The 17,220-nt window shown below is 63.5% G+C and carries 4 protein-coding genes; all 4 read right to left on the bottom strand.

The window, feature by feature from the left end; genetic code table 11:
- Positions 1–252 precede the first annotated feature (252 nt).
- Positions 253–12,507, bottom strand: coding sequence for a filamentous haemagglutinin family protein (locus tag AO064_RS27790; protein ID WP_064055258.1), 12,255 nt, complete (start codon positions 12,505–12,507; stop codon positions 253–255).
- Positions 12,508–12,712: 205 nt separating this feature from the next.
- Positions 12,713–13,897, bottom strand: a complete 1,185-nt coding sequence (locus AO064_RS27785) for a substrate-binding domain-containing protein (protein WP_012723648.1) — start codon at positions 13,895–13,897, stop codon at positions 12,713–12,715.
- A 624-nt stretch (positions 13,898–14,521) separates the two neighbouring features.
- On the bottom strand, positions 14,522–15,733 hold the full coding sequence (gene gspF, locus AO064_RS27780) for a type II secretion system inner membrane protein GspF (RefSeq protein WP_064055257.1): 1,212 nt from the start codon (positions 15,731–15,733) through the stop codon (positions 14,522–14,524).
- Complete coding sequence (gene gspE, locus AO064_RS27775; protein ID WP_064055256.1) at positions 15,733–17,151, bottom strand: type II secretion system ATPase GspE; 1,419 nt, start codon at positions 17,149–17,151, stop codon at positions 15,733–15,735. The genes gspF and gspE overlap by 1 nt, the downstream gene beginning before the upstream one ends.
- Positions 17,152–17,220: the final 69 nt, after the last annotated feature.

Here is a 17,220-nt window from a genome sequence, read left to right as displayed (position 1 = left end):
TTGGGGCGAAGCGTTTTTGGTTACTTTTGGCGCTCTTCCAAAAGTGACCCGCCGTAAGGGCGGAACCCATTTCAGCCGTTACCTAAACAACGGATATGTACCCCACCCACACCACCAACGTCGACAAAAGAGCACATCCTGCGATCAATACCCTTGCTGTCTTTATCCAACTCAAGACCGAACACTACCGCAAAAAAACAGGGCGATCATTGATCGCCCCAAACGGTACATCGAGAGGTCCTTTCCAAAGCCTTACAAACTGATCTGCTGACGCTCCTCATCCGTCAACCGCGCCCGAGCCTGCTCACTCAGCGGCCCCGCGCCCAGCACCTGCACCGGGCTGCTGGGGTTGTAGCCGGAGGTTTTCTGCGCCGGCTCCGGCTCACGCGGCAACGGCTCACTGCCCAGGCTCAACACCTCAACCGTCATGATCGACGGCCGACCCTGCTTGGCCGCCGCCTGCTGACTGCGCGCCGCATCTTCCGCCGCCTGGGACGCCGCCGCCCCAGCCGCGCTGGCCGAACTCATTGCACCTGTGTTGACCGTGGCCGACACCGGTACCCCGGACGACTTGCCCTGGCTCTGGATGTTCGCCGCGTTCACCACCCGCAAGGCAGCGATGTTGACGTTACCCGACACCCGAATCCCCGCCTCCCCCGCATCGATGGTGCCCATCGGCGCGATCAGGTCGATATCCCCCGCCGGCACTTCCGGAATCGGGTTCAGCGTGGCGATCCCCGCACCGGTACTCGGCACCGAGGGCGACAGGCTCACGTTGCCCCAGTTGTCATAGACGCGCTTGGGCGGCGTGTACACCACCGTGGTCTTGGAACCACGACCGGCGTTGATGTCGCCCTCGCTGGTCCAGGCCATGATCGATCCGCCAAAGGTGGTCATGATGCGGCTCTGGCCGAGCAGGATGCTGCCCAGGGAATACAGCTGAATATCCCCCGAACCCTGGGTGATCAGACCCGCTGTCGACGGTGGCGCAGCGCCTTCGATGCCGAACGTCTGGCGGCCACCCGGCGTGAGCATCTGGATCGAGCCACCGAAGTTGGTGTGCACGCCAGCGCCGCCGAACATTGTGATGTCGCCTTTGTAGGTGATCGGGTTACCGGCCACGTCGGTCTCGGGGAACAACCGGGCAATCGCAGTACGGCCACGCACATAGCTACCCTGGCGCACACTGCCGTCCTGGTTGTACTCACGGCCGGCGGCCTTGAGTTCGGCGAAGTACACGTCACGGGCGAAGATCCGTTGTTGTTCGGCGGGCAGTGCGGCGTAGTAGGTACGGGCCTGTTCGCTGTCGCCGGCGAAGCCGAAGCGTTCGGTGAGCCAGGACACCAGTTCATTCTCGTAGGTCTTGGCGACTTTGCTGCCCTGCAACGACTCACCCGGTTGCGCCAGGTTGGCGGGGTTCAGGTAGGCCTCGACGAAGCGGCGGTAGTCCGGGCCGTTGGGGCCCATGCCGGCTTGCATGACGATGCTTGCGCCAGGACGGCTGTCGCCGGCCGCGACAGCGCCCAGGCTGTTCACCGCGACTTTGTCTTCCATCTGAATGTTGCGCCCCGCCGTCAGTTCCAGGGTACCGGGGCCGGCAACGTTAAAGCTGCTGTAGAGGATGTCGCGGCCAGCGCTGGCGATGGAGATATCGGTGGGGCTGTTGTGCACGAACAGGTTGCCGGTAAAGGTGTATTGACCCGTATCCGTGACACCTGCGCTGGCACCGCTCAAGCGCGTGCCGCTGCCGACAATATCGCGTCCGGCTTGCATCCATACCGGGCCTGCGCCTTCGTAAAAGGTTTGCCCGAACCGAGCGTCACCCGCCCCCGTGATCGTGAGGGCGCGCCCACTGTTGACGCCCAGCAGGTCCCCACTCAGCGCATAGAAACGCGCGGGCTCCAGGGCATCACCCCAAGCCATGCTGGCGGTGTTGGGGCCAAAGGCAAACAGTGGAGAAACCGTTAAGGTTGCAATGTTGCCATCGCTGGAAAGATTGCCACTGCCCACTATTGCCGTTTTTTGATCAGTCAGGAAACCGGCGAAGGCCGGACGCAGAATAGTCGCCAGGCTACTGGGTGCCGCACTGGAGCGGCTGATCGTCAGATCGCCGCCGGAGATCGAATCACCGGCCAGCAATTCCAGTTGCCCATTGGACGAAGGTGCGAGTACCAACGCCCTGAGCGGCTGCACGTCGCCAGGATTACTGGTCGAGGCGCTGCCGTAATAGAGACTGCCGTTAGCAGCAACCGCACGCAATGTCGCGGGATAGACCGCCGCCATATCGGTTTCCAGGGTCTGGGTCAGGGGCGTGAGGTTGCCCCCGGCAGAGAACAGGTCCACTGCTGTGCGGTCGGTCCACAGGCTGAACCAGCTTTGCCCAATCCCGTTGACCCCCTTATTGACGTAGGTCAAGGCGTTCATCTGCGGCGCGCGCCCAGGGTCGGCGACGTCCTGCAACACCAGGTCGCCACGGGTGGACAGGCTGAAAGTGGCGTCGCCCGGCAATAGGCTCAAACCTCCCGCAGCAAAGGCCGAAGTGGCGCGCAACGGATCATAGGCGCGTACCTCACTGGGACTCTGGTCTTTGCGTTGATTGCCATACCGCAGCGTCAGACTGCCCAGGGCGCCGCCGGTCAATTGCACGTGCCCACGCAGGTTCACCAGTGCACCATTGAGGTGCTCTACAAAGGTCTGGCTGGCGGGGTTAACCGCTCCGCCGACCCGCAGGTTCAGATCACCGCCACCCGTCAGTTGCACACTGCCATCGGCCCCGACCCGACCGGTACTGCCGACTGCCAGTACCAGGCCTTGGCTGCGCCGACTGACGTTCAGAGCTGTTGACGAGACAGGGCTGATGAGTCCTGCATCGCCACCCACATCAACATTAAGGTTGCCGCCTCCCAGGGTGCCAAACCCGGTGAACCCGACCATCTGGTCCGCCCGGTCGGTAGCGACGTAGGAACCAAAATTGATCCACCAGGCGGTGGCTTGCGCCTGGCTCCCACTGAGCCCATTGCCCTGACGCCACAGCCAGTTGCCGACGTTGGCTGAATCCTGACCCTGGTCGCTCGGTACCGGACGACCAACGCCATTCTGCGCCGGGCTGGTGATATTACCCGTCAGGTTGCCGCCCACTTTAAGCAGCAAGTTGCCGCCCGTATCCGGGTACCAGGCACGGTACAGACTGCCGGTGTCTGCGTTGACCAGCTTTTCGTTGCCCCCGGCGTTAGCCAATACCTTGCCATTGCTGCCCAGGGCTCGCTTGAGGTTATACGGATCGTTGGTCGAGGTGCCGGTGGACGAGCTGCCTGCCGTGTAGACGCCGAACAGCGACTCCATGCTCAGGTTGCCGGCGGCCAGCAGGTCAAGGTCTGCAGCGCCAGTGCGGATTACGCTGAAGCGACTACTGCCGCCCACCAGCAGCGTATAGGCCTCACCACTGACAACGCAGTATTCCGGGAAGTCGTCACATACACCCGGGTATTGTATTGCGTCGAAATCAACCGGTTGGCCTACCATGCTGTCATCGCCGAACCACCCTACAGAGCCCTCCTCGGTCCAGACCTGGGCTCCTTTCCCGAACGCCCCATAGTGACTGTCCGCCAATCGCAGATTGCCGCTTACCGGATGCGGTTGCAGCAGGCGACTGTCCGCCGCCTCGGTATCGGCCCCCGCGACCAGGCGAATCGACCACGACTGCGCACCCTCCTCCAGCATGGGTGCAATTGCCCAGTTCTTGCCCGGATGGCCGGCGTCACGCAACGTCACCGACTCCACGCCGCCCGGCAGCTTCACGTCTGTCCCCGACGGCAACAGGGCGCCCCGGGGCAGCACTTGGCTGGCGGTCAGGGTCACCTTGGTGGCCAATGGCACGCCCTTGGGCCAGATCAAGCCGTCGACACTGGCTGACGTGCTCAACAGGCTGCCGGCATCCAGGACACTGCCGATGGCGAGGGTCTGGCTCTGAGTCAGCAACGTGCCCGCCGCGAACAGCACATTGCCCGAGGCATCCCGAACAGCCGCCGCCAACACCGTACCCGCCGGGAGTACCAACGGTTGTTTGAGCGTAGCCGCGACGGGCAATCGGGTGCCCGGCGGCAGAAACAGGGGGTTGGTCAGTACATCGAAATTAAGCGCAGCGCCTGCGGGGAACACGGTGCCCACCTCCAGGGTCACGCCGCTGCCCGGTATCACCACGGTGCCGCCGGTGTAGTCGATACCGGCGCGCAGCACCCAGCCATTGTCATCGTCGGTGGCCGGTGGCGCGGCAAAGCCGTCGTTGATGCTGCCATAGATATTCAGGTCGCCACCGGCGCGCAGGGTCAGGCTGCCGGACTCGGTCTTGGCCGTTGATTTGAGGCTGGCGTAGCGATAGCTGGAGAGGTCCAGATCGCCCTGCACTACCAGGTCGCCATCCGGGGTTTTGCTGATGATCTCTACGCCGGGGCGCAGGTGGAAAACATCGCCGTACGTGGCGTTGTTCAAGCCGGCAAGCTTCTGCAGCAAGTTGCTGTTAACACGCGCGGCGTTGATGAAATTCGTATTTGCTGGATCGACGATTTTCTTGAGGTAGTCCTGATCAATCACTTGGTACGGGCGCCCATTGGGCGTTTCATCGGTGTTGGTCGGGGCATCGTCGTAGGTTCTCATGCCGTTGAGCGCAATCGAACGCGCGCCCTGGATAGTCAACGGCCCACGGGCGTCGATGGCGATGTCATTGCCGCCCACGCGCGGCGCGTTGAGTTCCAGCGTGCCACGGCTGCGCCCGTCATTGCCGGTCGCAGCAGCAGTACCGTGACGCAGGTCGATGCGCGCCCCCTCGGCCAGGGTCAGTTGGCCCAGGCCCGAGCCCAGCACCACGATGGCGCGGTTGGGCGAATCGATGATCTTGCCGTAGCTGTCCACCCGCAGTTGGCTGCCATGGGCATCGAGCACCGCCGTGCCGTCCAGGCTCAGGCCGTTCTTGGCCGCCAGGTTGATGCTGCCCACGCGCTCGCCGCTGGCATCCACCAGGCCGGTCACGCGCAGGCTGCCATTGTCGATCGAGACGTTGACGCTGTTGGCCTTGACGTCATTACCGATCGTCAGGTCGCCCTGCTTGAGCTGGAAGCTGCGCGCACCGTAGACCTGGCCCTGGTTGAGGCGTTGGTTGAGCGCTGCGAACTGGTCGCTGAGCGTACCGCTGCCGCCCAGGCGCTGGGCCTGGATCTCCACCGCACCCGCGAGGTAGGGCACCCGCGTGCCACCGGCATCGTAGTCACCGCTGCTGCCAGCGATGATCTTGCCTGCCAAGTCGACGATCCCCGCAGCGCCGTCCACCGCCACCGCGCGCAACTTGCCCGCCTGGTTGTGCTGCGCCGACAGGTCGATGGTCGAACCGGCGGCCTGCTGCACATTGCCGGCACGGCTTTCCAGCAAGACCTCGCCGCCTGCGCTGTATTTGGTCAGGTCGTTGAAGGCAATGGCCCGGCCGGACACATCAATCGAGGCGGCATCGGTCAACACCACGTCGCCCCGCGCGCCCAAGGTCACCTTGCCGCTGGGCAGTACCACGGCAGTGGCCAGGCGAAGGCTATCGCCTTGCAGTGACAATTCGCCGCCGATACCGTCCACCTTGCCTACTGCGCCAGCCGAGGCGCTGACATCAATCGCGCCACCGGCGGTAATACGGTTGACCGAACCGGCTTCACCGGTCATCAGCGGCGTGAGGATATTCAGGTTGCCGCCGCTGTAGGCAAAGCCCTTGATCGCATCAAACGCGCCCTGGCTCTGGTACACCGAGAGGCTGCCCTTGTGGTTGGCGGTGATGCGCTCACTGGCATTGAGGTTGACGTTGGCAAAGCCCAAGGCGAGGCGGTCGAAGGTCTTGGTCGTGCTCGGCTGGGCAAAATCCCCATAGCCGAATTCGATACGCTCGGCATTGATGTCCAGGCGCCCGCTGCCGGTGCCGGCACCGCCAGTCACCGCCGCCACAGGCGGCGCGACGGCACCTTGCCAGATCAGGTTGGCGGTGTGGACAGTCGCCACGTCGTTCAAGCCGCCAGAGCCGTAGATCGCCGGCGTGGAGAGCATCAGGTTGCTCAGCATCGACTTGCCGGTCACGGCGTCATAAGTGTCCAGGGTGGTGGTGCCGTAGAAGTTAAAGCTGTCACGCGCCGACAGTTGCAGGGTTTCCAGGGCCGGGGCGCCGAATTGGGTGTCACCGCGCAGCAGGCGTTCCAGCACTTGCTGGTTGAGGGTCATGCCTACCGGCAGGCGATTGTTGGCGGCTGCATCGGCCAGGGCTTCGGGGCTGCCGACGTTGATGCTGGACACGCCCAGGTTCAGGTGACGGGTGCCATAGCGCACCTCATCGCCCATCTGCAGGGAGCTGTCGGTCAAGGTAACGATGCTGCCTTCGGAATACAGGGCTGTCTGGCCGCTGCAGGGCGCGCTGTTGCACACGCCTAACTGGATGCCCCCACTGATGACTTCGCCCAATGACGGCGCGGCGACTACGTTGAGCAAACCGTTGGACACCGCCAGCACATTGCTCAGGTTGTAGATAAAGCCGTCACGTGCGTCGTAGCTGGCCTTGCCCTGGCCTATCGTGTTGATCGAGGCGCCTTGTTCGAGCGCAATTTTTCCGGTGGAGGTCACCAGTAATACCTCCGGTGCCGCCAGGTTCGCGCCGTCGCGCAGGATGATGGAACTGGTGATACTGCTGGGGAGGTTGATGTAGTTGCCACCCTGGCCGTACGTGACATAGGTCATCCCACCGATCAGCAGGCGAGCCGCGCCCATTGCATTCAGGCTGTCCGCATCCACCGTAATGCCTTTGAAATTGGCGGTAGCCGCGTTGCCTGCCGCGACAATTTCGATGTCCCTTCCCAAGCTGCCCTTTTCTTCGTTTATCAGCGATACGGTACCGCCATAACCGCCATCAGCGGCCTCGAAGCGGCCGATCCCCTGGAACGAAAAGGCATCCGCACCTGCGCCTGGCCGCAGGGCCAGTTGCAGGGTCTTGGCATCCACCGGCAGCAGTGCCCGAGGTATACCAAGCCTGGTGGCGTCGGCCACGGCGAACTGTGCGTAGCCGGTTTCGTTGTATTGGGAGTAACGACGCAACATATCGGCCGACGTGAGAATCACCTGGCTGGCCGTGCTGTTGCTGATACCAGTATTGGTGATGGACAAGCGCCCTGCCGTGGCCCATGAGCCATTGCGCAATGCCTGGGTCGCACCGTCGGCCCCCATCCCGGCCAGGCCGTTGATCTCTAGCCGGAAAGCACCAGGCATCAACGCATAGGTGGACGGCATCAGGGTATAGGTGCCGGCCGCCAGGCCCGGCACGCCGGCGCCGATTGTGATCTGCTGGCCGATCAACGGATCGACCGCGCCACCTTCCGGCGCCACCGGGGCATAGCCCGGTTGCACGCCCGGCACAATCGCATAGACCGGGTTGGTGCTCAGACCCGGCAGTACAAACCCGCCGTTCGCACCGAACTGTACCAGTGGGTTGTAACGTGCATCCGTAGACCCCCCGCGCCCGGAAATAAATCCGGCGCCGAGCAGTTCACCACCGCCGGACAGATCCAACGTCGCCTGCGGCAGCACCTCCACCGCCTGGCCACCGAGAATCACCCCGACGTTCAGACTGCCTGCAACGTTGCCGCCACCTTGGCCTATAAACGTTACTGTCTTGCCGTTGTACTTGTAGATCTGCCCATCCACGGTCCCGCCGTAAGGCAATACCAGGCCCTTGCCACTCACCGACGTGAGGCTGCCCGGCAGCAGTTGCACGTCTGTAGAACCCAGGTTGCCGATCTCGATCAGCCCCAGGGGCGCACGCACCACCCCGCCCTGCTTGATGGTCGGCCCGCCCAATTGCAGACGACCAAAGACCGAGTAAGGCATGGCGGCATTGCTATTGGCGGTGCGTGCGAGGGTCAGGGTGCGTGTCGGATCATAATTGAAGCCTGTGCCATTGCTGGCAGCATTATTCACATAGCCCGCCAGTACCCGGGCGCCGACTTCAGTCGCCGGATACAACTGCGCCGCACGCAGGGTCATGTCACCACCGGTCACTAATTGCGTGCTGATGCCCTGGGCAATCACATCCGCACCGGCCCCCGCCAGGAAGCGCAAGTCGCCCTGGCTGGTCAGTTGCACATCATCAAACCCACGCCGTTCAAGGCTGGCCTGGCTGTTGTCGGGCCGCAACAGATAGCTCTTGTTGCCGAACACCACATTGCCACGCACGTCGATCAGGTTGGCGTTGGCGTTGAACTGCGCCGTGGTGGCCAGCACCGATGGATTAGGCAAAACCGGCACTGCACGGGTGTAGGCCTCCTTGCCGGTTTCTGCGGGCGCGAGCAGGCCGGCCAACAGCAGGTACGGCGCCGACAGGTTGACCCGTGAATTGGCCGCGGCGCTTTCACTGAGGTTATAGCTGCCACCGTAAAGGCGCAGGCTCTGACCCATGTTCAACGACACATCACCGTCAAAACTCAGCAAGCCGTTGCTGAGCAGCGCAAGATTGTCAAAGCCGCCGGCGGTGACCTGGTCCACCCCGAGATGGCCGTGGCCGTATTCCAGGTTGGCGTTCGGGCTGGTTTGATGGGTCTGGCTGAGCACCAGTTCACGCACGTTGAGCACAATGTCGTTGACGCCGGCCTTGAGGTAATACGGGCTTTCCAGCGCAAGGGCCAAGCTGCCGCCCGCCGCCCCCGCCCCGCCCGCACGGGCAACGAAGCTGCCGTCCAGGTACAGGCCGTTGTTCGACGCAAAGCTGATACTGCCGCCATTGCTGGACACCGGCACACGGCCCTGACCGGGCACGTCGAGCATCGCCTGGGCACCGGACGCGTCCAGGCGCGCGCCCTCACGGACCACCACAAACACATCGCCGGCACTGGCAATGCCGGTGGCGAGGTTGATATCGCCGCCAATGCTGATCTTGCCGCCATTGAGGACCTGGCCGTACACGTTGCCCCGATTGCTCACCGCCGTGACCGCTCGCGATGCAACGTCAATCAGCGCATTTTCTCCCACCCAGATCGAGCGGTCATGGCCAGCCGCAATCGGCTGTTCCCAGGCCTGTGGCGACACGCTCAGGCCGCCCAGGCTGACACTGCCACCCCAGGCATTCAGGCTGCCGTTCAGGGTCAACTGGCCAACGCTGCGCAGGTTAATGCCCTGGCCGGGGTCGACATTGATCACCGCGCCCTGGCCCACGGTCAGGGCGGTGGTCGCCAGTTGTGCGGCGGTGGAGTCCTTGGAGCCAGCCGTCAACGTGAGGCTGGCACCGCGACGCTGGGTCAGGACGCCTTGGGTCGGGTTTTCCTGGTAGAGCGCTGGCGTCCAGCGTTCCAGTGCGGTGGCGGGGTCGCTGCCACTCGACGCAGCCAGTGTCTGCTCGCCCACGCGGTAGACCGGCGTGGTGACATCCACCTGGGTGCCGTCAGTGACGAGCAGCCCTTCGTTGCCGGTGATGTCATAGGCCGAGAAGCCCTTATTGAAGAAGTCGCCCGCCAGTTGCACGGTGCCCGCGTCGGGTGCCGTGGCGCGGGTGCCGATCTGTACCTTGCGTGCCTGCAACGCCAGGGTGCCGCCACCGCTGACGCCATAGCCGCGAATCTCGCCGTCCAGCCCGAGGCTACTGAGGGACGCCAAGGTCACATCGCCGCCCTTGCCACCGATGAGCTTGCCATCCAGGCCGAGGATGCCGCCGGAGGATGCATCCACCACACTGCCGGCCGCCAGGTTCACGTTGCCGGTGCTGCGCAACGACACCTTGCCGCCGTTCACATAAGCCACGCCGCTGTTGTTGGTCGGTTCCAGCAGCAGGTTGCTCCAGCGCCCGGTGGTGTCCAGCTTGACCCCGGAGGCCAGGTTGACGCCGCCATTCCCCGCCACGATTGCATCGAGGACAGTGCCTTTGAGCGGATCGACCTGGTTGAGGATGTTACCGGCATTGATGCTGCCGCCGTGGGCGGTGAGATTGGCAGTGATATTGACGCCAGGCCCGAACAGGGTGATATCACCACCGGCCGCCACCTGGAGTGCGCCGTTGACCGTGATCTGCCGGGTGGCCCCGACCTTGATCGCGCCCAGCTCATAGCCATTAAGCTGATCACTGTCGAGCACCATCTTGCCCTGGCGATCCGCCGGCAAGGCGGTGGTGAGGTCCAGGCCGTCGGCGATTTTCTGCGTATTGCTGTCGATCAGTACCTGGTCGGCGTTGCCGGTCAGGGCATACCGCAGGGTACCGGTGGTCTTGTTGTAGACCGGCGTGTACCCGCCAATGATCAACTGCGCGCGCTGGGCCATGGCCTTCTGCGACTGCTGGTAACCGTCGAGGTTGATGTTCGGGGCCTGGGTCTGACGGGTGCCTTGGAACACGTCGCTGATCACCTGGCCTTCGAGCACCGCGCTGGTGGTGCCGATCACCAGCTTGCCCGCATCGCGGCCCACCGTGTAACCACTCTCGAAACGGCGTTGCTTGGCAATCATCGGGTTGTAGTAGTAATCGGTCTGGCCCCAGCGCTTGCTGGTGTCTTCGTAGCCCTTGTAGAACCCGGAATAGAGAATATCGCCCGGCGCATTGGACAGCTCATACAAGCGTCCATCCGGGCCCTTGAGCCAGGTCTGCTGGATATACCCGGCCTGCACATCCACGGTGCCGCCCGACAGGTTGATCTTCGCGCCCTGCTGGGTCACCACATCCTTGCCGGTAAAGGTCACGGTGCCGCCCTGGGCCATCCACTCGCCTACCGAGTGGCCTTGGGTACCGAGGTAACCGCCCACCTCCAGCAAACCGCCGGCGGTGTACCAGCGATCCGTCGAGTAACCGTTGGTACCGGCCGGCACAAACACCAGCTCACGCAGGTCGACCCACACATCATTGTTGATCAACTGGCCGCCGTCACGGTTGACCGGTGCATCGCGCTGCTCGTTGCCCTGCACGTTGATCTTGATGTTGTTGGACTCCATCGACACCCTGACGCCGATGGCACCAGACACGTCGATCATCGCCCCATCACGCACCAGGCTGCGCCCGGCCGCGCTGACCGCCACCTGCCCGCCCGTGGCCAGGGTGGTCGAGCCTTTCTGGAAGTCCACGGTGCCGCCGCTGACGATCTCGATACGCGACTGGTCGGTGCGGTCGGCCACGGCGCTGAGGTTGTTGAACGTGCCGGTAATCAGGTTGGCGGGGGTGCCGTCGAGCTTGATCAGGCCGTTGCCCTTTTGGCTGTTCAGCGCGGTACTGCCGCTGCTGTCCAGCAGGATCGCGGTGGTGCTGCCTTCGCCCAGGGTCACGCTGCCGGTGCTGTCGCTGGCAGCGTTGAGCAAGTGAATGGTGCCGCGGGTATCCACCGACGTGCTGGCCAGCGCAACGCCGTTTTGCTGCACCTGATGCCCGGTCAGGGTGATGTCGCCGGTAGAGGCCATGATCAGGCCGCTGTTGGTGACCTTGCCGGCGCTGCTTCCGGCGTTGAGGCTGGTCGCCACTTCGTTGCCACGGGTAGTGGAACGATCGTTGCCGGTGGTGCCCACGCCCTTGCGGATGTAGAAGCTGTCGCCGGCCGCCAGGGTGGCCTGGCCCTTGGCGGTAGTGATCGTGCCGGCGTTTTCCACTTCCGAACCGAGCAGCAGGGCGTAGCCGCCCGAATCGGTGGAGGTCGCCGGGTTGTGGGTCTGGATCAATGCACCGCGCTGCACCTGGACCTTGCCCGCCGCGTCGGTAAAGGTCGGCTGGGAGCCCGTGCTATCGACATAAATCCCGCGCTGGGTGAACTGCTCATCGGTGATGTTCGCGGCGGCGGCCACCAGGTTACGTACGTTGACCTGGCTGGTGCCACTGAAGACCACACCGTTGCGGTTCACGATCATCACCGTACCGGCGCCATTGATCTGGCCCTGGATCTCACTGGGCCGCGCATTGGGGTCGTTGACGCGGTTGAGCACGGCCCAGCTGGACTGCTGCTGGAAATCCACGGTGGTGTTGCGCCCGACGTTGAAGGTCTCCCAGTTGAGGATCGCCTTGTCGGCAGTCTGCTCGATGGTCACCGTGGTCTTGCCGCCGGACTGGCTCTGGGTCGGGTTCTTGGCGTTGATCCAGCCCTGGGTCAGGCTGTTGTCGACCTGCAGGCCGCCCTTGCCCAGGCCATCCGGAATCGTCGAGACCTGGCCGAACGCCGCCTGGCGTCCCGCCGCTTGCGCGGCCTGCTGCGCCGCAATCGCCGCCACACTGGTGTTCAGCGTACTGATGGAGCGCGCCAACTGCTGGTTGACCCGCGCTTGCTCGTTCAGCGACGGAATCCCCGGCACCTGCCCGGCACTGAGCCGCGCCGCCGTCGCCGCCTGGGTCGCGCCTTTTTCGGCAAACCAACTGGAACTGAACGCCGTGGCTGCATGGGCATTACCGGCCACCATCAACAAGGCAATGGCCTGAGCCAGGGGCTTGAGGCGCAGCACGGTTTCTTGGGCTTTCAGGTTGACCGGTGATTTGCAGCGGACCATCGGGGTTCTTCCTTCTTTGTTATCACGCAGGGAGCAAGACAGGCTCACGTATGAGGGTTAGGCGGTTGGCGAGGGGCGCGACTGAACTTCTGTCATGCAAAGTTCATATAGGGCTGGTAACGGGTCGAAAAACCGCACAAACGCAAAAATCAGCAACGGCACGGGCCGTTGCTGATCAGGGGGTGCAGGTCGTTGAAAGCGTGGGTTACAGCGGACGACCGATACCGTTGCAGACGTTGGTGTTGCCGATGCTCAGGGCGTTGCTCGCGGTCAGGAAACTGGCGCGAACGGTGGCTTTCCAAGCGGTTGGCAGTGGAACGAAAGCGTTGGCGGTGATGGCTGCATCGTTGTTGTTGGAGGCGCCGTAGTGCTTGGTGAAGAAATCACGCACTTGGGTGGTCTGGGTCGCGTCGGCGTAGCACTGGCTGAAGATCAGGTTGGTAAAGCCCAGGATCGGGTAGCCCGAGGTTGGGTAAGGCTGTACACCGGCGGTGTTGTCCGGACCGAAGACTGGAACCCAGGCGTCCGGGTTGGAACGATCAGCGGCAGCCGGTACCGGTACTGCGCCGATGGCGGCAGACACGTTGGCGGCGGCAGGCGAAACGCCTTGGGTGTTGGTGGCAACGTTTTTGCCCACGCGAGCCACTTTGGTAGCGTCGTCCAGACCGGCCAATGTAGGGGCGGCGAAGTCAGGGCTCATGTAGGTGATGCGGCCATCGCCGGCGGCCAGGGCAGTCATTACACCTTGGCTGCCAGTAGCAGCAACGGCGCCGGCAGGCAAGCCACCGGAGAAGCTGGTGCCGAAGGTGGTGGTGACGGCGAAGTTGCCTGTTTCTGCGTTGCACTTGGCATTGAGGAAACGGGTGAACAGTTCAGTGGTACCACTGCTTTCGCTGCGATAAACCACAACGATCGGACCGGTACGGCCAGAACCGGAAATACCGTCCCAGGTATTGATACGGCCCGAGAACACGCCGCACAACTCTTGAACGCTCAGGTCTACAGCGGCGGAACCGCTTTTATTGAAAGGAATGGCAACCGAAGTCCCCACCGATGGCACCTGGATCAACTTGCCCCAGGTCGGTTGCTTGGCAGAAGCGTAGGTCGACAACTCAGTGGCGCTCAGCTTGGAGTCGCTGCCCGCCCAGTGCACGTTCTTGTTCGTCACGCCAGCCTGGAACTTGGTGTAGTCGTTGTTCAGGAAGGCTGCCTTGCCGTTACCGCTGCCGACACCAATGTACTGGGCGAAACCGGCAGTCAACACGCCGGAGGTCTGGTACAGCGCTTGTGGCAGGGTGGCACCACCGCCGTTGATGTCAGCCATTGCAGCCTGTGCCGAGCACAGTGCAGCGAGGGTCATGGATACCGCGAGAACGTTGCGCTTAAACATGAAGAATCTCCTTTCGTCGTGTTTGTACGTTGGGGTAGATGGCTCTTGCATGACGCCATGGCTTCGGTCCCGAGCCGGTTTGCGGGGGTGGCGAGGGGTGAGGCCATGGGTAGGAAATTTCGCAGCTTCCGATGACAGCAAAAGGAAAAAACCTCGGGAGGAAGGGCTTGATTTTTAAAAAGATTCTCGGGTGTTTTGGTCATGGTTTTGAGCGGTTTGGAGGGAAGTGACAGCGAGGTTTCAGCTTGCGGGCCTGGAGACCGCGTAGGGGGCGAGATGTGACGGAATGAGGAACCCGAGGTTGGACGTGGCGGCATCGAGTACCGGAAAACGCAACTGAAGAAACCTGGTCCAAATGTGGGAGCTGGCTTGCCTGCGATGGCCATAGGTATCTAAACAACTTTCAAAGACTGAAAAGTTTCCCTGTAGTGAGCGGGCTTGTCCCGCGCTGGGTGGCGAAGCCGCCCCAAACCCAGGCGCTGCGGTCTTTCTGAAAAACCGCGGAGGCCTTATTGGGGCGGCTTCGCCACCCAGCGCGGGACAAGCCCGCTCACTACAAAGGGGTGTAGATACCTATGGCCATCGCAGGCAAGCCAGCTCCCACACTTTTTTGACCGCGTGTATTCAGGTGACCAGTTGGTTGATCTCGATGATCGGCAACAACACCGCCATGACGATCACCAGCACCACGGCGCCCATCACCACGATCATCAGCGGCTCCAGCAACGCGGTCATGCCCATGGCGCGGCGTTCGATGTCCCGCGACAGCGTCTGCGCCGCGCGCTCGAGCATGGGCGGCAGCGAGCCGGTTTTTTCGCCGCTGGCGATCAGGTGGATCAGCACCGGTGGGAACACTTTCTCCACTGCCAGTGCCGGGGCCAGGTTGACGCCTTCGCGCACCTTGGCGGTGGCGTCGTTGACGCACTGGCTCAGGCGATCATTGGACAGGGTCTGCCGCGCCGCTTCCAGGGCACGCAACAGCGGCACGCCGGCCCCGCCGAGAATCGCCAGGGTCGAGGCAAACCGCGCGGTGTTCAGGCCCAGCACAAAACGCCCGATCAGCGGCAGGCCCAATACACGGCTGTGCCAATTCAAGCGCGCCACCGGGTTGCGCAAATACAGGCGCCAACTCCAGAAACCGCCGACGATCCCGCCGAAACACAGCCAACCCCAGGCGCGAATGAAGTCGCTGGCGTTGAGCATCGCCAGGGTCAGCCCCGGCAGGTCCTGGCGCGCCTGGGAAAACGCGCTGACCACCTGGGGCACCACGTAGCTCAACAGGAAAATCACAATGCCGATGGACACCAGTCCCACTACACCGGGGTAAATAAACGCGGTGAGGATCTTGCCGCGCAGGTTGTTGCGCTCCTCGATGTAATCGGCCAGGCGCTCCATCACCTGGGCCAGGTCGCCGGACTCCTCCCCCGCCGCGATCAGCGCGCGGTAGATCGACGGAAAATCCCGTGGCCGCGCCGCCAACGCCTCCGCCAGGCGCATGCCGCCACGCACATCGGCGCGCACACCGGCGAGGGTCTGGGCGATGTGTTTTTTCTCGGCCTGCTCCACCGTGGCGCTCAACGCCGCCTCCAACGGCAGGCTGGCGCCCAGCAGGCTCGCCAGTTGCCGCGTGGCCCAGGCCAAATCATTGTCTGAGAGTTTGGCAGTGAACAGGCTGCTGCCCGCCGCCGCTGGCTGGCCGCCTTCGATCTGCACCAGCAACGCGGTCAAACCCCGGCTGCGCAAACTGGCGAAGGCCGCACTCTGGCTGTCGGCCTCCACATGCCCGGCCTCGACTTTGCCGCTGGCATCGGCGGCCTCGTAGCGATAGCGATTCATCAGGCATCCCGTGTCACGCGCAGGATTTCCTCGGGCGCGGTGGCGCCGCCGCGCACCCAACGTTCGCCGTCTTCACGCATGCTGAACATCCCGGCACGGCGCGCGGTCAGACGCAGGTCCTGCTCGTTGGCGCCCTGGTGGATCAGGCTGCGCACATCGTCGTCGACGCAAAACAATTCATGGATACCGGTACGCCCGCTGTAGCCGATCTGGTTGCACTGCGCACAGCCCACCGGGCGCCAGGTGCCGGGCGCCGCAGGGTCCTCCTGCTTGCAGTGCGGGCACAGGCGACGCACCAGGCGCTGGGCCAACACGCCGAGCAATGACGAAGCCAACAGAAACGGTTCAACGCCCATATCGATCAAGCGATTGACCGCCGACACCGCATCGTTGGTGTGCAAGGTCGCCAGCACCAGGTGACCGGTGAGCGAAGCCTGCACGGCGATTTGTGCGGTCTCCAGGTCACGGATCTCACCGATCATGATGATGTCGGGGTCCTGGCGCAGGATCGCGCGCAGGGCCAGGCCGAAGGTCATGTCGATCTTGGCGTTGACCTGGATCTGGCTGATGCCCGGCAGGTCGTATTCCACCGGGTCTTCCACGGTGAGGATATTGCTGGTGCTCGCGTCCAGCCGTGCCAAGGCGGCGTACAGGCTGGTGGTCTTGCCGCTGCCGGTAGGGCCGGTGACCAGCACGATGCCGTGGGGCTGGCGGATCAGCGTATCCAGACGCGCCAGCAACTGCGCCTCCATGCCCAGGGTTTCCAGCTGCAAGCGCCCGGCTTGTTTGTCCAGCAGCCGCATGACGACTCGTTCGCCATGCCCGGTGGGCACGGTCGACACCCGAATGTCGATGGGCCGCCCGGCCACACGCAGTGCAATACGCCCATCCTGGGGCAGACGTTTTTCGGCGATATCGAGCTGGGCCATGATCTTGATCCGCGACACCAGCGCGCCATGCAAGGCCTTGCGGGGTGAGACCACGTCCCGCAGGGTGCCGTCGACGCGGTAGCGCACCACGGAGTGGGTTTCGTAGGGTTCGATGTGGATGTCGCTGGCCTCATCGCGGGCGGCCTGGGTGAGCAACGCGTTGATCATGCGGATCACCGGGGCGCCGTCCTGGGTGTCGAGCAGGTCGGTGATTTCGGGCATGTCTTGCATGAGGCGGTCGAGGTCGACCTCGTTTTCCGCCGCACCCACGACGGCGGCGGCGCTGCCAGTGTCGGCGTAGGCGCTGGCCAGGAGGCCGTCGAGTTCGTCATCGCGTATCTGCTCAACCTGCGACTGACCGAACTGGCGCTGCACCTCGCTGATCGACCAGCCGGGGGTTGAGGGGCAGACGGTCAGCAGCATGCCGTTCTCGCCGGGGCGCAGGAGGATGCGTTGGGATTTGGCCCAGGCGTAGGGGAGCAGGCTCATTGGGTTGGGCCTTTCTTTGGGTGTACATATCCGTTTTTTAGGTGATGGCTGATAGGGGTTCCGCCCTTA

It is taken from the genome of Pseudomonas marginalis, from assembly GCF_001645105.1.
Lineage (GTDB): Bacteria > Pseudomonadota > Gammaproteobacteria > Pseudomonadales > Pseudomonadaceae > Aquipseudomonas > Aquipseudomonas petroselini.
This window is presented reverse-complemented; position numbering and strand designations above follow the sequence as displayed.